Below are 17,286 nucleotides of genomic sequence, written 5' to 3'. Positions count from 1 at the left end.
GACAGGTCGGGTGGGTTTCGACTAGTGCGCCACCGGCACGCCCGCGGTCCGCAACGCCCTGATCGCGTCCGGCACGGTGGGGTGGAGGTCGACCACCCCGTCCGGCAGCGCGATGTCCAGGGTGCGCAGGACCGCGCGCCGGGTGGAAGCCAGGGCGAAGGCCACCCCCTGGTCCCGGGCCCACGTGGTGGCCTCGACCACCAGGCGGACCCCGGTCGAGCCGAAGAAGCCGACGTCGGTCAGGTCGAGGACCAGTCCGGCGGGGCGTCGGTCGAACTGCGCGGTCAGCGCGGCGCGGATCGGCTCGTCGCAGGTCATGTCGATCTCACCGGCCACCGAGACCACGGGGATGCCGTCGCGGTCATCGACGCCGATGACGGCCACGGGTGTTCTTTCGACGGGAAAATGCCCCAATTGGGCTCCTCGGTTGGCACGAGAACCGGCAACCGAGCTTCTGCTTAACCCGAATCGTCGTTCCGCGTAGCGGACGCTTATCGCAGAGCTCCATCGTAGATCGCCACCACGGCGGGCACAACCGTGCCGGGTTCAGGCGACGCCCAGGGTGAGGCGGATGGTGAAACCGCCCTCGTCGCGGCCGAAGGTGACGTGGTGGCACAGCTGGTGGACCAGCCACAGCCCCAGGCCACCGGTGGTCCGGTCCCACGCGGGCAGCAGGCCGGCGAACGGGTCGTCGAGGCCCGCGCCGGTGTCGTGGACGGTGACGACGAACTGCCGTGGCGCCGACCACACCCGCAGCCGGACGGGCGGGCGACCGTGGCGCAGGGCGTTGGCCACCACCTCGCTCACCGACAGCACCAGGTCCTCGACCTCGGCCCGGGGCAGCCCGGTCCGGTCGTGGTCGAGCACACCCCGGCGGGCGGCGGCCGGGGTCGGGTCGACCAGTTCGAGCAGCGGCGGCGTGCGCTGGAGCGGGTGGTCGACCACCGGTCGCGGCGCGGTCAGGAACGAGGGCGGGTCGACGTAGCGCTCGTTGACCAGGCGCCGGCCGTCGGCGGTGACCACGAACGGGTGAGTCGCCGCGACGTCGTCCAGGATCCGCCGCGGGGTGGTGCGCGTGTCGTAGCCGCACATGCTGCGCAGCGGGAACTCGTCGAAGACGTGGTTGACCGCCGCCTCGTAGCGCGCCCACCAGTCCCAGCCGGCACCCAGGCCCGAAGGGGGGACCTCGCCGAAGATGCGGATGCGCCGCGCGCCACCGGCCACGAGGTCGGCCATCAGCCCCCGGTAGGACTTGATCGCGACGGCGGGTCGGGCGTAGAGGTCGTCGGAGGTCGGGAACACCACGTCCGAGGCGTCCGGCAGCGCCTCCCGCACCAGCTCGGCCTTGTGCCGCTCCAGCGACACCACGGTCGCCTCACCGGCGTCCAGCCCGGCGCGGACGAACGGCACCGCCACGGCCAGGAGTTCGTCGTGGGAGCGGTAGTGGACCGCGGCGTGGTCGTAACCGCGCGGCCGGGAATCCGCGCCGGTCCTCATGCCGCCCGCTCCATGGCACCCGCTCCGCGCGAACCGGTTCGGGTCCTGCACCTCGAAGGATCGAGCGGGACCGGACGACGGCGGTCGCAACACCGTCGCCACGAGGTATGCGCAGTGTAGTGGATTCGCGGGGTACCGGTGTCGGGCGGCGCGGGCACGTCGCGCCCGAGGTGCCTCGGCTCGACCCATGAGCGCGGCGGGCCGGCACGGCACCGGGTTCTGGAACCCGCGTGATCCCGCTACCGGATCACCGATCCGATCGGGATACCGCAGGCGAGTGCGTAAGGGCCGTGCGGGACCAGTTGGCGTACATGCCGTAGGCCAGTGCGCGAAAGGTTGTTCCTGGCTCCCTTGGTCGTTGTCCTATCGCGACTGTGTGGGGACTTGTCGGGCTGGGGCACCACGTTCGTGGATGGGATATCGGTGTCGCCGATATGCGCAGGTCGGTGCGCATCCGCGTGGCTACACTCGGGTCCAGTCGCAGGTCAGGGGTGGTGATGGGGGCAAGGCGGAACCGTCGGGGCTGCCGGGGGCGCGGGGCTCGGCTGGCGGCGGACAACAGCACGGCGCTGTGTTCGGCTTGTGCGCGGAGGGAGGCTCGGGTTGTCCACGCGCCCGAGAAGCCGGCGAGGTTCTGGGCGACGCCGGAGTTCCGGGAGGCGTTCGCTCCTCGCCACTTCGGGCGGGTCCTGAAGGTGTACCGGTATGCCCACGACCCGCCGCTGACGCAGGCTCGGTTGGCGCGCTGGCTCTACATGTCGCAGCCGCAGGTGTCGTACCTGGAGCGTGACCGGACGCCCGCGCCGAGTGACCTGGTGCGGTTGGAGCGGTGGGCCCGGGCGCTGCGGGTGCCTGAGGCGCTGTTGTGGTTCCGGTTCAGCTCGTCACCGGATGTGGCGGGGGAGCAGCAGGGACGCTCGTTCGGGTGGTTCACGGTGGGCGCGTCGGTGCCTGCTGCGGATCGGGTTGTGGGGCTGCCGGAGGTGGAGACGTTGCGGGCGATGACGCGGACGTTCCGGCGGCTGGACAACCGGTTCGGCGGTGGGCACGCGCGGTCCACGGTGAGCCGGTACCTGGTGGCTGAGGCCGTGCCGCTGCTGTGGGCTGGGCGGTTCCGGGACGGGGTGCGGCGTGAGCTGTTCGGGGCTGTTGCGGAGATGAACCAGCTCGCCGGGTGGATGGCGTACGACGTGGGGGACGTCGAGGTCGGGCGGAAGCACCTGCGGTTGGCGTTGCGGTTGTGCAAGGACGTGGGAGATCACGCTCTGGCGGCGGAGATGCCGGCGGGGATGAGTCATCACGCGGCGTTCTTCCGGTCGTCATTGGTGGCGGTCGACCTGGCGCGCGGCGCTCGGGACAACGCGTCGCGGACCGGGCTCGGGGTGCTCCAGGCGGAAGCCGCAGTGATGGAGGCGCACGGGCTCGCGTTGCGGCGTGACTCCAAGGGAGCGGTCGCGGCGCTGCGGGACGCCGAGGCGTTGTTCTTCGGTGCCGAGGGCTCGGCGGTGCCGGAGTGGCTGGACTACTTCGACGCGGCGTACCTGGCGGCGAAGTTCGCGCACACCTTCCGTGACCTCGGGCGGCCTGACGAGGCCGAGGGGTTCGCCCGGCGGTCGCTGGAGATGACCGAGGGCTACGAGCGGGGGCGGCTGTTCAACACGGCGTTGCTCGCCTCGATCCTGGCCGATCAGCGGCGGGTGGAGGAGTCGGTCGAGGTCGGGTTCTCGGCGCTGCGGATGGCGGGCAACCTGAACTCGGTGCGAACGGTGGCCTACCTCGCGGACGTGGCCGCTCGGCTGGCACCCTTCAAGCAGGAGGCGGTGGTGGTGGAGCTGTTCGCGGAGATGCGGGCCATGGAGATCATCGGGTCACCGGAAGGCCAGCACGTGTAGCAGACCGATCTGCGCGGCGGCTCCGATGATCTCGCCGCCTGCGAGCATGTCCTTGATGTCGGCGAGGGGAATCCAGGCGACGCGCTCGGCCTCGTTGATGTCGGCCTGCCGGCCGGTGTCCTCGGCCCCGTGGCCCACGTAGATCAGGTTCTCGAAGTCGGCGGTGCCGGTGAGCGGCTGGAAGGTGGTCAGCAGCTCGACGCCGCGGGGCTTCCAGCCGGTCTCCTCGACGGCCTCGCGCAGGGCGCAGTCGGCGGGGTCCTCGTCCGGGTCGAGGTAGCCACCGGGCAGTTCCCAGGTCCAGCGGTCCATGACCCAACGGTGGCGGTAGATCATGAGGACGTTCTCGCGGGCGTCGTCCAGGACCAGCGTCATGACGGCCTTGGGCATCCGCAGGACCCACTGCTCGAAGTGGACGCCGTCGGGCAGCTCGACGTGGGCGATGCTGACGTTGAGCTTGCGGGTGTCGTCCACCAGGCGCTCGCCGTGGATCGTCCAGCGGGTCAGCTCGGCGGGAGTCTCCTCGGCAGCCACGTGGTCGAACGCTACCGGAACGTGACTGGCCGATCAGGAGCGCCGGACGAGCCGGTCCGGGAGCAGGATCAGTCCGGAGAAGGATTCCCCCTTCGGGGAACGTCCGAACCAGCCCCGATCCCACCCCGCGTCCGACCCGCCACCCCGCGTGGAGGCGGGGCTGAGCGCAGACGCACCGGCCTCGACGAGCGACAAGGGGGCGGCGCCGCGGCACCGCCCCCTCACCACGACACCCACTACCCCTGCCGGGATTCCAGCACCTCGATGATCCGCGGCCGCAGCTCGGCCGCCCGGACCACCGAGTCCACGGACCCGACCTCGACCGCGCGCCCGATGCTGTGCACCCGGTCGAACTCGCCCGCGACCTCGCTCAGCTTCTCGGCCCGCACCGACGAGCGCAGCTCGTCCAGCTCGGCGGTCAGCGCCGCCCGGTCGGCACCGGCCGCGGCCGCCGCCCTGGCCTGCAACTCCCGCACCCGCGGGTCGGCCGCGGTGCGCGCGGTGACCTCCCGGGTGAACACCACCGCGGCCGCGGGGGCGCCGCCGAGCACCGAGGCGAACGAGCCCTCCACCGCGAGCACGGTCATGTTCGGGTTCAGCGCCTTGGAGAACACCACGAACGCGCCGCCGTGGTAGCGGGAGATCACGCAGAACACGATCGGTCCCCGGAAGTTCACCACGGCCCGCCCGATCTCCGCGCCGTACTCCAGTTGGAGCTCGCGCATCGACTCGGGCGAACCGTCGAACCCGGACAGGTTCGCCAGCACCACGACCGGCCGGTTGCCGCTGGCCGCGTTGATCGCCCGCGCCACCTTCTTCGACGACCTCGGGAACAGCGTGCCCGCGGTGTAGGTGTCCGGGCCGTCGGTGGGCGGGAAGCCGCGCCGCTCCACCGGCCGGGACTCGATCCCCAGCAGGCAGACCGGGATGCCGCCCAGGTGCGCGTCCTGCACCACCGCCGTCTCGGCGTCGGCCATGCCCGCCCAGCGCTCCAGCACCGGTCGGTCCTGGTCGGACAGCGCGCGCAGGACGGACCGGATGTCGAACGCCTTCTTGCGGTCCGGGTTGTCCAGCGGGGAGAAGATCTGCCCCACGGTGGTGAAGTCGCTGCCCACCGCCTGGTGCGGGTAGCCGGTGATGTCGCGGTCGTGCGGGTCGCTCGTCCCCACCCGGCGCGGCCCGTCCTCGCCGGGCGCGACGTAGGTGTGCTCGTAGTGGGCCATCAGCACGTCCCGGGCCGAGACCAGGTCCGGCGCCCAGTACTGCGCCTGCCCGTTGGGGCCCATGACCCGGTCGTACCCGCCGATGCCGAAGTTGTCCTCCGCGGACACGCCGCCGGAGAAGTCCAGCGACTGCTTGCCGGTGAGCACCATGGCCGAGTCGGGGGTCATCACCAGGATGCCCTTGGTGTGCATGAGCATCGTGGCCTCGGCGTTCCAGTACGGCTGGGCGCCCACGTTGATGCCCGCGACCACCACGTTGATCTCGCCGCCGGCCTGGGTGAACTCGACGATCCGCTTGAGCGCGGCCGCCACCCAGTCCATGTTCTCGGTGCCGGACTCCATGGAGATCCGGGCGCCCGCGGACAGCGCGTACCACTCCACCGGGACCCCGAGCCGCTCGGCCAGGTCCAGCGCGGCGACGACCCGGCGGCACTCCGGTTCGGACAGCGCGCCGAGGGAGTCGGTCGGGTCGCCGAGCAGCACGACCCGGGTGACGCCCTCCGGGTGGCGCGCGGTCGGGGTGCTGACCACGCCCGCGACCACGGCCGCGGTGTTCTGACCCCTGGGGCGGTCCACCGGCACCAGCGCGTGGTGCTCGTCGAGGTCGTGCTCGGTGAACTCCCCGATCATGCCGGTGATCTCGTACGGGTACACCGTGTTGCGGCTGCCGGCCCGCAGCACCTTCAGCCGGTAGCCGTCCAGCGGCGGGATCGGCGCGTCGGAGGGCTCCCCGATGGTCAGCGCCGGGGCGCCGCCCGCGTCGAAGGAGATCCGCAGGGCGATCCGCACCAGCTCGCCGGTCGCCAACCGCTGCCGCAGGATGAACTCGATCTCCTCCAGGCCCGCACCGGCCGTGGTGGGCAGGACCCGCTTCGCCAGCAGCTCCAGCTCGTCGGCGGTGATGTCGCTGGTGGGCCAGACGTAGATCACGATGCGGTTGGTGTTGAACCGCGCCGACGACGGCCGCAGGGACTGGGCGCGCCGGATCGAGTCCAGGCACGTCGCCAGCGTGTCCTCGGCGGTGGGCAGGGCGGCGAGGCGCCCCTCGTGGTCGCGCAGCGCCACCAGGTCCCGGACCTGGCTGAACGCCACGATCCGCTCGTCCGCGCGGTTCTCCCGGGCGACGCAGTGGAACAGGTACACGTCCTCGTCGGAAGAGGACAGTCGCGTGAGGTCGAACTCGCGCAGCCGCGCCAGCTGCATCCGCTGCGCGATGTACGGGTGCAGGCCCCGGAGCAGCCGGTCCTCGGCCATCCCGGCGCCCGAGGGGCGGAACGTGACGTGCTGGTGCATGGCCGCGCCGCCGCGGCCCGCGACGGTGAGCGTGAGCCGGCGGACCTGCTCGGGCAGCGGGTGCGCGGCGACCACGGCCGCCAGCGCGGCGGCCAGGTCGGCGGCGTCCTCGGGCTGGTCCCGCCACGCCAGGTAGACGTCGGCCTCCAGCGGACCGTTGTCCGAGGCCAGGGCGCCCAGGCCCCGCAGCGCCTCGCCCAGCTCGGCGTGGTGGGTCGCGGTGGACACCACGGTGAAGTCGGTGCGCTCGGCGGTCACGAAGGTGCGCTCGCCGATCGTGCTGGTCCGGATGTCGACCAGGCGGTTGTTGCCGTAGTACCGCCGGGTCAGCACCTCCAGCATCAGCGCGTCGTCGAGCGTGCTGCGCTCCAGGTACCGGCTGAACAGCCGCACCAGGGGCTCGGTCGTGCGCACCATCCGGGCGACCCGCTCATCCCGGTCCTCGGCCCGCGGGTGCGCGGTCAGGTACCGCACGTGCCGGCGGACCTCGGCGTAGCTGCGGGCCCGGTTGCGGCGCAGCAGCGGCTGGCCCAGCCAGGCGAACACGACGCCGCGCGCGAGGTCGGAGACCACCGGGAAGCGCACCTGGGTCGCCGAGATGAGGTGCTCCAGGGCGAGTCCGACCGTCTCGCGCAGCGCGTCGTCCGGCGGCGCCTCGTCCAGCCAGGCCCGCAGGAGCGCGACCACCACCCCGGCGTCGGCCGAGGCCCGCTGGAGGGCCAGGAAGATCCGGAACACGGCGGCTTCCAGGTCCGGGGTGCGGTCCAGGCCGGTGACGCCGTAGTGGCCGAGCGCCTTGGCGAGCCTGTCCCGGAACCGCTCCGGCACGCCGGACCGCTCCACGTCCAGGCTCTGGAGGTAGGTGTGGAAGTACTCGCGGGCGCTGTGCACGTGGCCCTCGCCGCCGGTGTCCTCGCCCGCCGGGCGGTTGCGGCTGAGCTCGGCCAGGTCGGCGAACGCGATCAGCAGGGCGACCTCGCCGGCCAGCGGTCGCCGGCCCGCCTCGGTGGCCTCCCGCCGGGTGACGAGGTAGTCCCGCAGCACCCTGCCGTCGTCGTGCGGGTCCACGTCGAAGCCGAGCAGCTGCCCGCGCAGCTCCTGGAGGCCGCGCTCGGCGCGGTCGGCGGGGGAGGCGTCCGGGAGGTCGGCCAGGTCGAGGTCGACCGGCTGCTGGGCGGCGGCGGTGTCGACGGCGTCGTTCTCGGCGAGCGGCTCCAGCCGCAGCAGCGGGGCGCCGGTCCCCACCTGGCTGCCGACGGCCACCGCGCACTCCTTCACGCGGGCGGCGAACGGCGCGCGCAGCACCGTCTCCATCTTCATGCTCTCCAGGACCAGCACCGGCGCGCCGGCCTCCACCTCGGCGCCGACCACGACCGGGGTGGCCACCACCAGCGCGGGCGCGGGGGAGCGCAGCACGCCGCCCTCGTCCCGGCTGACCCGGTGCGCCACGCCGTCGACCTCGACCAGCACCACGGGCCCGGTGGTGCCCACGAGCAGGCGGTGGCGGGTCCCGTTGACGCGGATCTGCCCGACGTGCTCGTCGAACCGGTCCAGTTCGACATCGGCGGTGCGGACCTGGGACCCGGCCTCGATGCCGACCCGGAACCGCTGCGCGCCGACCCGGGTGACCCGGACCCGGTACGAGGCGCCCCGCAGCTTGAGGTCCAGCCCGCGTCCGGACTCGTGCCGCACCTGCGGGCGGCCGCCGAACGCGGTGGACAGCAGCCGCTGCTGCTCGGCGCTCTCCTCCTCCTCGTACGCCTGGATGGCGGCGGCGGCCACGGCCACGGCGGAGTGGCGGTGCGCGACGAGCCCGCCCTCGGCCCGCACCCGGTCGATCCAGCCGGTGTCCGCGGTGGCGTCGACGACCGCGGGCTGGTCGAGCAGGTCCAGGACGAAGCTCTTGTTGGTCGCGCCGCCGTCGATGACCACGGTGGTGTCGGCCATGGCCCGGCGCAGCCGGCCCAGCGCCTCGGCCCGGTGGCGGCCGTGGGCGATGATCTTGGCGATCATCGAGTCGAAGTCGGCCGGGATGGTGTCGCCCTCGCCGAAGCCGGTGTCCACCCGGATGCCGGGCCCCGAGGGCAGGTCGAGCCGGACGATGCGCCCCGGTGACGGGGCGAAGTCGCGGTCCGGGTCCTCGGCGTTGAGCCGGGCCTCGACGGCGTGCCCGCGCTCGACCGGGGGCGCGCCCTCCAGCCGGTTGCCGGCCGCCACCCACAGCTGGGCCTTGACCAGGTCGAACCCGGTGGTGGCCTCGGTGATCGGGTGTTCGACCTGGAGCCGGGTGTTGACCTCCAGGAAGGCGAACGCCCGGTCGCCGGGGTGGTACAGGAACTCGACGGTGGCCGCGCCCCGGTAACCGACCGCGACGGCCAGCCGCTCGGCGGACGCCTTGAGCTCGGCGGCCTGGTCGGCGTCGAGCACGGGGGAGGCCGACTCCTCGATGATCTTCTGGTTGCGCCGCTGGACCGAGCAGTCGCGCACCCCCAGCGCCCACGCCGTGCCCTGGCCGTCGGCGATGACCTGCACCTCGACGTGCCGGGCCCCGGTGACCAGGCGCTCCAGGAACACGACCCCGCTGCCGAACGCCCGCGCGGCCTCCTGGCTGGTGCGCTCGTAGGCGTCGGCCAGGTCGGCGTCGCTGGTGATCACCCGGATGCCCCGCCCGCCGCCGCCCGCGGTGGCCTTGAGCATCAGCGGGTAGCCGATGCCGGCCGCGGCCTCCAGTGCGGCGTCCAGCGACTCGACCGGGCCCCGGCTCCACGGCGCGACCGGGACGCCGACCTCCTCGGCGATCAGCTTGGCGCCGATCTTGTCCCCGAGCTTGCGCATGGCCTCGGGGCTCGGGCCGATGAAGGTGACCCCGACCTCCTCGCAGAGCGCGGCGAACGCCGGGTCCTCGGCGACGAAGCCCCAGCCGACCCAGGCCGCGTCCGCCCGGGTCTCCACCAGGGCTTTCTTGAGGACCTTGAGGTCGAGGTAGGGGCGGGCGGACGCCGGTCCCAGGTCGTGGGCGACGTCGGCTTCGCGGACGAACGCGGCACCGCGGTCCACGTCGGTGTGCAGGGCGATCGTGTCGATCGCCGTGCCGGTCTCCTCGGCCAGTTCCCGGGCCGCGTGGATGAGCCGCATCGCGGCCTCTCCCCGGTTGACGATCGCGATACGGCGGAACATCCGACCGACCATTCCCTTCTGTACGTGAACCACGAGCCTGGGCGTCCGTTCAGGTCGCGTCCACACTCTGCCTGGTGGCCCGGCCGGTGCTGTGCCGGGGTGGGCTCGGGACGAGTATGGCCAACCCGCCGGCGGGGAGACCCCGTTGACGGTGCAGTACAGGGCCCCCTAATAGCCGCGGCGGCGACCCCGGCTCCACGCCCGCCGGTCCCGAAACGACCCCCACGACGCCCACGACCTGCGGTTTCGTTCCCGCTGCCCGGTGGCCGGCGCTCGGCGGGAGCCGGCCACCGATAGGGGTTGAGGGGGTTTCCCACATTCTGTCGACGCTGTTCGGTTTTTCTTCACCCCGCCCGGCCGCCGAGACCCGGTCCGGGACCCCTTCGCCGGCGTGGCGCCCGGCCGTCGCGGTGCTTTGGCGTCGGCCTCGGGTGGGAAGTTTCGGCTACTTATATATTAAGTAGTTGTGAGGCGTCGCGTCGAGCCGGACGCGGCCGGGCTTCGAGCGGGTACGGTGGGTCTCACCTGCACTGCGGACAGTTGCACGAGGAGGTGTGACGCGTGGCGAAGTCCTTGACCGGAAGGTCCGCAGGGGGTACCAGGTTGCCATTGACTAAAAAATCTGATACTTATCAGGACGTGTCGGGTGGCAGCGCGTACTGTCGGGAGCGACGATGGTTTTGGAGAGGCGACTAGCGGACGCGGCCGATGCCTACGTCGCACGCTCGTCCCACGACGGCGCGGGCCGGGACGAACCGCTGAGCGGACGCAGGCGGGCGACCATGCGGTGGAACCCGGACTACTGCCGTCGGGTCGCCCGGTGGTTCGACCGCGCCCCCCACCTGGCCTACGACGCCCGGCTCAGCCGGCTCTACCACCGGTTCAAGTGGGAGACGCTCCAGCAGTACGAGGTGATCCGGCGGGTCGGCATCACCGTCGAACCGTGGGCCCGCCCGGGGCAGCCGTACCGGGATTCCGCCGACCTGCGGGCCTCGGTCCTCTCGACCGGCGTGCTCCACGTTTACCTCACCGATTCCGGGCACGGTTCCGGGCACGGCGAGGGTGAAACCGGCTACCACCCCATGCTGGCCCCCACCGGCCTGAGCGTCGGCGGGGTCGATTTCCGGTACAACGACGTTTTCCGCGCGGTGCACGACATCTTCGGGCACGTCATGTTCGACAACGATTTCTCCTCGCGCGGCGAGTTCCGGGCGGCCTTCTGCCACATGGGGATGTACTCGCCGGACGTGCACCCGGTGCTGTTCTCCGAACAGGTCGCCCAGATCTGCTGGTACTTCTTCGGGCCGCACCTGGAGCGGGGCGAACCGCGCCGGTACTCGGACCAGAAGGTGCTGGAATTCCCCCCGTCGTTCCTGGACGAGTTCACGGGGATGTTCGTCACGAGCGACACCAAGGAGTCCGTGTGACCAACGTGGTGAGCCCCGGCCACCGTGCCCAGACCGCAGCGGGTGACCGGGTCCGGGAGGACTTCCCGATACTCGGCCGGTCGTTCGACGGCAACCCGCTCGTGTACCTGGACAACGCCGCGACGACGCAGAAGCCCCGCGCCGTGCTGGACGCGCTGGTCACCTTCTACGAGACCGCCAACAGCAACGTCGGGCGCGGCTACCACCGCCTGGCCTTCGAGGCGACGGACGCGTACGAGGAGAGCCGCGCCGTCGTGCAGCGCGCGATCAACGCCGAGCACACCGACGAGGTGGTGTTCACCTCCGGCACGACGGCGGCGGTGAACATGCTCGCCGACACCCTCGGCCGCGCCGTGCTGGCGGAGGGCGACCAGCTCGTGGTCACCGGCATGGAGCACAACTCGAACCTGCTGCCGTGGCGCCGGCTCTGCGAGGCGACCGGCGCGGAGCTGGTCGTGGTGGACGCGGAGCAGGGCGGCGGGGTCGACCCGGCCCGGTTCGCCGAGGGCCTCGGACCCCGGGTGCGGCTGGCCGCCCTCACGCACGTGTCCAACGTGCTGGGCACGGTGAACCCGGTGCGCGAGCTGGTCGCCGCCGCGCACCGCCGGGACGTCCCCGTGGTGGTCGACGGCGCGCAGGCGGTGCCGCACCGCAAGGTCGACGTGCGCGACCTGGACGCCGACTTCTACTGCTTCTCCGGGCACAAGGTGTACGGGCCGATGTACACCGGCGTCCTGTACGGGAAGCGGGAGCGGCTGGCCGGGCTGCCGCCGTGGCAGGTCGGCGGCGGCACGGTGAAGGACGTGACGTTCGAGGACCCGGTGCGCTACGTCGGGGTCCCGGCCAGGTTGGAGGCGGGCACCCCGAACATCGCCGGCGCGGTCGGGCTCGCCGCCGCCTTCGACTACCTGGACGCGATCGGGTGGAGCGAGATCCGGCGGCACGACGAGCTGCTCGTGCGCACGGCCGTCGAGGCGTTCTCCGCCGTGCCGGGGGTGCGGGTGGTCGGTGACCCGGCCGCCGACCCCAGCGGCATCGTGTCCCTCGTGGTGGACGGGATCCACCCCTACGACGTGGGCGACCACCTCAACCGGCACGGCGTCGCGATGCGGGCCGGGGTGCACTGCGCGAACACGTTCGTGGACACCCTCGACCCGGTCGGTACCGTGCGGCTCTCCTTCGGCGTCTACAACACGGTGGAGGAGGTCGAGTTCGTGTCCCGGGCGCTGCGCACCGTCAAGGCCGGCGTCTGGACGACCGAGCACCCCACCGAGCGGTTCCTGTAGCACCGTTCACAGTGGACCGACGTGGGTCCTGACCCACCCCGAGGGGCCCGGCCGCCGGCCGGGCCCCTCGGGGTGGGCGGGACCGCTGGTCAGGACTGGCAGCCCTCGACCACGCCGGTGCAGTCGTCCGGCGCGTTGCCGGTGACGACGCTGCCGGTGGTGACCGTGACCAGCCCGTTGCCGAGGTTGGCCAGGCCACCGCCGCCGAGCGCGGCGCTGTTCCCGGTGATCCGGCTGCGCTCCAGCGTGATCACGCCACCGCCGGTGTTGGCCACCGCGCCGCCCGACGCGTCCGAGCGGTTGCGGGTGAACTCGCTGTCCTTGATCGTCACCACGCCGCCGAGCGCGCTGATGACCCCGGCGCCGGGCCCCGGCGCGGAGTTGTCCTCGACCTTGCTGTTGGTCACCTGGAGGGCGCCGCCGCCCAGGTTGCCGATCGCGGACTCGTTGTGCCCCGACACCACGCTGCGCAGGATGGTCAGGTTGCCCGCGTTGGTGAACCCGCCGCCGCACAGCGACGGGCCGGGGCACCGCAGCACGGTGTTCCGCGAGACCGTGCTGCCGATGATGCTCAGCGAACCCGCGCTGTTGACCACGCCGGCGGCCGCGCCGTCGGAGGTGTTCTCGCTGATCTCGCTGCCGATGACGTACGTCGTGGCGCCCGCGTTGATGAGGCCGCCGCCGTAGAGGCCGTTGTTGCGGGTGATCCGCGAGTTGGTCACCACCAGGAAGCCGGTCGAGCCGCTGTTGCCGAGGCCGCCGCCCTGGCCCTGCGAGGTGTTGCCGGTGATGGTGGTGTCGTTGATGGTCATCGTGCCGCCGCTGTTGACCAGGCCGCCGCCGAAGAACGCGCGGTTGCCGGTGATCGTGCTGCTGTTCACGAACACCGTGCCGCCGTAGTTGTTCACCACGGCGCTCGACGTCGCCCCGGAGAGGGTGAGGCGGTTGATCGTCAGCACCCCGCCGTTGCGGACGTCGAACACCGAGTCGCCGCCGTGCAGGGTGAGGTTGGCGCCGACGGCGGTGAGGGTCAGCCGGCCGCTCAGCGGCTCCAACCCGGTCGGGCCGACGGGCACGGTGCACCCGCGCGTGCCGGTGTTCACCTTCCTCAGCACGGCCGCGCCGCCGTTGGCCCGGCGGATCCAGTCGTTCACGGTGGACTCGGTCACCTCCGCGCACGACACCGACTCCCGCCCGCGCGGGTCGGCGTGCGCGCCGGAGGTCGTCGCGACCAGCCCGGTGACGACGACCAGCGCCGTGGTGAATGCTCGTCGACTCGCGGAACGTGCCCAGGGCAGGCGCATGGCCACCTCATCCTTGCGGGGTACAAAATTCGAAGTGATGCTAGCTGCTCGTCGTCACGGATGGGTGTGGAGATCACGGGTAAATTTTAGGCCGAACGGGCTAAATTAGTGCGCAAACGGGTGTGTCAGTGCCCGTGGCGGCGGTGAGGGCCTCGACAAGGGCCATCTATATTGGTTAACTATTATACAGTTACTCGCGTCCGATGTGGACTTCGAGCATCGGGCGCGACCCCACGACGGGAGCGTGACCGTGACGGAGTTGAACCGGCGAGGTTTCATGGCCGGTGCCGTGGCAACCGGAACCCTGCTCGGTGGTGCGGCGAGCGCCGACGCCGAGCCGCGTGCGGTGGCCGGCGGCGAGGAGCGGGCGGCGACCATCGCCGCCGGCGATCCGCGGTACGACGCTTTCCTGCGAGGTGACAACCACAGGTTCGTCGGCAGGCCGGACCACGTGCGGGTGGCGACCAGCACCCGCCAGGTCGTCGACGCCGTGTCGGAAGCGGTCGCGAGGGGCAGGCGGATCGCGGTGCGCAGCGGTGGCCACGGGTGGGAGGACTTCACCACCTCGTCGGACATCAAGGTGCTGCTGGACCTGTCGCTGATGGACCAGGTGCAGTTCGACCGCTCCAAGCGGGCGTTCTCGATCGAGCCGGGCACGACGCTCGGTGAGGCGTACCGGTCGCTGTACAGCCGTTGGGGCGTGGCGTTCCCCGGTGGGGACTGCCCGGAGGTCGGCGTCGGCGGGCACATCGTCGGCGGGGGTCACGGACCGCTGTCGCGCCGCTTCGGCGCCACCGTCGACTACCTGCACGCGGTGGAGGTGGTCGTGGTCGACCGCTCGGGCCGGGCGCGGGCGGTCGTCGCCTCGCGCGACCGCCACGACCCGAACCGGGAGCTGTGGTGGGCGCACACCGGCGGTGGTGGCGGGAACTTCGGCATCGTGACGAAGTACTGGCTCCGCGATCCCGACGTCGCGTCGGCGGACCCGACCGCCCTGCTGCCGAAGCCGCCCGCGCGGTGGCTCGTCGGCGACCTCATGTGGCGCTGGGACTCGCTGACCGAGCAAGCCTTCCACGCGCTCGTGCGCGAGCACGGAGCGTGGTTCGAGCGCAACAGCTCCGCCCACTCCCCGTACGCGAACCTCTCCGGCTGGCTGGTGCTCGGGCACCGGGCGGGCGGGTTCGTGTCGCTGACCGCGATGATCGACGACTCGCTGCCGGACGCGGCCGGGCTGCTGAACGCGCACTTCGGCGAGATCACCGCGCGGATGGGCGTGGCCCCGGTGGTGGACCGGCGGCAGTCGGTGCCCTGGCTCTACCGGATGACCTACCCGGGCGCGGGCAAGTGGGGCGACCGCGACACCCGGCGGTACAAGGCGAAGTCGGCCTTCCTGCGCAAGGCGTACTCCGACGGGCAGATCTCCACGCTGTACCGGTACCTCGACGGGGCCGCGCCCGCGAACCCGAACGCGCTGGTGATCCTGCTGCCCGCCGGCGGCCGGGTCAACTCCGTGCCGGCGGGGGCGACGGCGATGGCGCACCGGGGCTCCGTGCTCAAGATGATCTGCGGCGCGAGCTGGCGCACCGAGGCGGAGGACGCCGCGAACCTCGCCTGGGTGAGGGGGCTCTACCGCGACCTCTACGCCGACTCCGGCGGCGTCCCGGTGCCGGGCGAGGCCAGCGAGGGTGCCTACATCAACTACGCGGACGCCGACCTCGCCGATCCGGTGTGGAACGCCTCCGGGGCGCCGTGGACCTCCCTGTACTACCAGGGGAACTACCCGCGCCTCCAGGCGGTCAAGAAGCGCTGGGACCCGCGCGACGTCTTCCGCCACGCGTTGTCCGTGCGGCTGCCGGACTAGCCACCTCCCCCCACCGACCAACCGGATGAAGAACGGATGTCCACATCGAGTTGGAGGAAACCATGAAGGCTCAACCCGGTTCCGCGCGCGTCAAGTTCGGGCTGGCCGCGGCGGCTGCCCTCGGCCTGTCGCTGGCGGTCGTGCCGACCGCCGTCGCCCAGCCGCAGGTCCTCGCGGCGAAGGTCGTCGTGTCCCCATCCGCCGCCCTGCCGGCCACCACCGACGTCACGGTCGACATCTCCGGCTTCAAACCAAGGTCGGCGGTGTTCACCCAGCAGTGCGCACAGGTGACGGAGACCGTGATCGGTTGCGACTGGGGCAATACCCGGTCGTTGATCCTGGGCGAGGGTGGTGAGGGCAAGACCCAGCTCACCGTGCGCCGCGTGTTCGAGGCGCACGACGAGAACGGCAACCCGATCGGCTCGATCGACTGCGCGTCGGTCAAGCCCGGCTGCTTCGTCGCCGTCGGCAACCGCCAGGAGGGTTCCGGCGTGGTGCTCGCCTTCGCGTAAAGACCGCGAGGGGCAACCCGAACGACCGCCGGGCCCCGGCTTCACCACATCGGGAGCCGGGGCCCGGCGCTCCCGCCGCGCCCCGGGGCGCGACCTTCACCTGCCGGACGGGCCAGGACCGCGGCACCCACAGCGGACTCGAACGAGCGTGGGTTCCGCGTGCCGGTCGAGCGGTGTTCCCGGAACACCGCGGGCACGCGTCCGTGAACGGCCGACGCCGGTGGGAACGCGCCCTGCGCGTGGTGCACGTCCCGACCGCTCGGTGCGGCCTGGCTCGACGCCGCCCGCAGCGGTACAACCCACGACAGCGGGGAAGACATGACGGACAACATCAAGACCAGGGGGCAGCTCGACGCGGTCGAGCGGTCCCTGAGCACGGCCGACAACGGTGAGAGATGGCACGTGGTGGCGACGCTCAGCCAGGAGTACGCCACCGACGTCGCCGACCTGTGGGCCGCCTGCACCACCCGGGAGCGGCTGGTCCGCTGGCTGCCCGCGGTGTCCGGCGACCTCCGGGTCGGCGGCCGGTTCACGATCGAGGGCAACGCGGCGGGCACCATCGCGACCTGCGAGGCGCCGCACGGGTTCTCCTCCTCGTGGGAGTTCAAGGACCGGATCTCGCGCATCGAGGTGCGGATGGAGGCGGTCGGCGACGAGCGCTCCCGCCTCACCCTCGTGCACACCGCCGACGTCGCGGCCTACCGCTGGGCGCAGTTCGGTCCCGGTGCGACCGGTGTCGGCTGGGACTGCATGTTCCTCGGGTTGGCCTTGCACGTCTCCACCGGCGCCGTGCTCGCGGAGGAGGGCAAGGTGTGGGAGGTGACCGACGACGCGAGGCAGTTCTTCGCCGACAGCAGTTGCCGGTGGGCTGACCTGGCCGTGGAGGACGGCATCCCGGAGACCGACGCGCGCGCGGCCGAGAAGCGCACGACGGAGTTCTACTTCACGGGCGTCGAGCAACCCCTGTAACCACGCTGCTCCACGCCGGTGGGCGCGGCCGCGGTCCGGTGTGACCGGCATCCGCCGTCCACACCGGACACGTGGTGCTCCCCGCCGCGGGCACGGGTCCTCACGGACCGGACAGCGCGCGACGCGGTGGCGTCGGCGGGGGAGAGCGGTCCCGGACCCCCGCCGAGCCCGGCGTCGCGGATCGACGGACGAGGCCGCGGGACGAGGTCGTGGGTGAGGTCCGGCGCCGGTGCGCGACCCGCCTTTCGCACGAGGTCAACCCCGATGCGTGGTCCGAAGGAGGTCGTGACTTTCACTTAAGTGGTCTATAG

At 72.1% G+C, this 17,286-nt stretch carries 11 protein-coding genes; 6 read left to right on the top strand and 5 right to left on the bottom strand.

The genetic code is table 11. From position 1 onward, the window contains the following. Positions 1-21: 21 nt before the first annotated feature. Positions 22-384, bottom strand: a complete 363-nt coding sequence (locus tag ACFP3R_RS27915; protein WP_380639985.1) for an STAS domain-containing protein — start codon at positions 382-384, stop codon at positions 22-24. A gap of 162 nt (positions 385-546) precedes the next feature. Next, the gene (locus ACFP3R_RS27910) at positions 547-1,497 is read right to left on the bottom strand and encodes an anti-sigma factor RsbA family regulatory protein (RefSeq protein ID WP_380639983.1); all 951 of its coding nucleotides are present in this window, start codon (positions 1,495-1,497) and stop codon (positions 547-549) included. Positions 1,498-2,192: 695 nt separating this feature from the next. On the opposite strand from ACFP3R_RS27910, the gene ACFP3R_RS27905 reads away from it, so the two are divergent. Next, the gene (locus ACFP3R_RS27905) at positions 2,193-3,389 is read left to right on the top strand and encodes an XRE family transcriptional regulator (RefSeq protein WP_465270000.1); all 1,197 of its coding nucleotides are present in this window, start codon (positions 2,193-2,195) and stop codon (positions 3,387-3,389) included. Here the strand turns inward: ACFP3R_RS27905 and ACFP3R_RS27900 are convergent. Further along, positions 3,366-3,923, bottom strand: a complete 558-nt coding sequence (locus tag ACFP3R_RS27900) for an NUDIX hydrolase (RefSeq protein WP_380639979.1) — start codon at positions 3,921-3,923, stop codon at positions 3,366-3,368. The genes ACFP3R_RS27905 and ACFP3R_RS27900 overlap by 24 nt on opposite strands. A gap of 236 nt (positions 3,924-4,159) precedes the next feature. Continuing rightward, positions 4,160-9,616 (bottom strand): ATP-binding protein, encoded by a 5,457-nt coding sequence (locus tag ACFP3R_RS27895; protein WP_380639977.1) that lies wholly within the window; start codon positions 9,614-9,616, stop codon positions 4,160-4,162. 674 nt (positions 9,617-10,290) lie between these two features. On the opposite strand from ACFP3R_RS27895, the gene ACFP3R_RS27890 reads away from it, so the two are divergent. Both ACFP3R_RS27890 and ACFP3R_RS27885 read left to right on the top strand, forming a co-directional pair. Then, entirely contained in the window at positions 10,291-11,043 is a 753-nt protein-coding gene (locus ACFP3R_RS27890) for a crotonobetainyl-CoA--carnitine CoA-transferase (protein ID WP_380639975.1), read from the top strand. Then, a complete protein-coding gene (locus ACFP3R_RS27885; protein WP_380639973.1) occupies positions 11,040-12,329 on the top strand; it encodes an aminotransferase class V-fold PLP-dependent enzyme in 1,290 nt (429 codons plus the stop codon). The genes ACFP3R_RS27890 and ACFP3R_RS27885 overlap by 4 nt, the downstream gene beginning before the upstream one ends. 89 nt (positions 12,330-12,418) lie before the next feature. Here ACFP3R_RS27885 and ACFP3R_RS27880 read toward each other — a convergent pair whose 3' ends face one another. Next, complete coding sequence (locus ACFP3R_RS27880) at positions 12,419-13,633, bottom strand: hypothetical protein (RefSeq protein WP_380639971.1); 1,215 nt, start codon at positions 13,631-13,633, stop codon at positions 12,419-12,421. A gap of 289 nt (positions 13,634-13,922) precedes the next feature. Between ACFP3R_RS27880 and ACFP3R_RS27875 the strand changes: the two genes are divergently transcribed. From ACFP3R_RS27875 to ACFP3R_RS27865, 3 genes are all read left to right on the top strand, one after another. Further along, positions 13,923-15,494 carry an FAD-binding oxidoreductase gene (locus ACFP3R_RS27875; RefSeq protein ID WP_380639969.1) on the top strand — a complete coding sequence of 524 codons (1,572 nt, stop codon included), beginning with the start codon at positions 13,923-13,925 and terminating at the stop codon, positions 15,492-15,494. 62 nt (positions 15,495-15,556) lie between these two features. Next, positions 15,557-16,006, top strand: coding sequence for an enediyne antibiotic chromoprotein (locus ACFP3R_RS27870; RefSeq protein ID WP_380639967.1), 450 nt, complete (start codon positions 15,557-15,559; stop codon positions 16,004-16,006). Between the two features lie 318 nt (positions 16,007-16,324). After that, positions 16,325-16,975, top strand: coding sequence for an SRPBCC domain-containing protein (locus ACFP3R_RS27865; protein WP_380639965.1), 651 nt, complete (start codon positions 16,325-16,327; stop codon positions 16,973-16,975). Positions 16,976-17,286 lie beyond the last annotated feature (311 nt).

The sequence above is a fragment of the Saccharothrix lopnurensis genome (genome assembly GCF_042658445.1).
Taxonomy (GTDB): domain Bacteria; phylum Actinomycetota; class Actinomycetes; order Mycobacteriales; family Pseudonocardiaceae; genus Actinosynnema; species Actinosynnema lopnurensis.
Note: the sequence above shows the minus strand (reverse complement) of the source record. Positions and strands in the feature narration are given on the sequence as shown.

What these genes read in the sequence shown, in the direction of transcription:
- ACFP3R_RS27910 (WP_380639983.1), bottom strand. Translation starts at nt 1,497, where the DNA reads ATGAGGACCGGCGCGGATTCCCGGCCGCGCGGTTACGACCACGCCGCG.
- ACFP3R_RS27895 (WP_380639977.1), bottom strand. Translation starts at nt 9,616, where the DNA reads ATGTTCCGCCGTATCGCGATCGTCAACCGGGGAGAGGCCGCGATGCGG.
- ACFP3R_RS27890 (WP_380639975.1), top strand. Translation starts at nt 10,291, where the DNA reads ATGGTTTTGGAGAGGCGACTAGCGGACGCGGCCGATGCCTACGTCGCA.
- ACFP3R_RS27880 (WP_380639971.1), bottom strand. Translation starts at nt 13,633, where the DNA reads ATGCGCCTGCCCTGGGCACGTTCCGCGAGTCGACGAGCATTCACCACG.
- ACFP3R_RS27870 (WP_380639967.1), top strand. Translation starts at nt 15,557, where the DNA reads ATGAAGGCTCAACCCGGTTCCGCGCGCGTCAAGTTCGGGCTGGCCGCG.
- ACFP3R_RS27865 (WP_380639965.1), top strand. Translation starts at nt 16,325, where the DNA reads ATGACGGACAACATCAAGACCAGGGGGCAGCTCGACGCGGTCGAGCGG.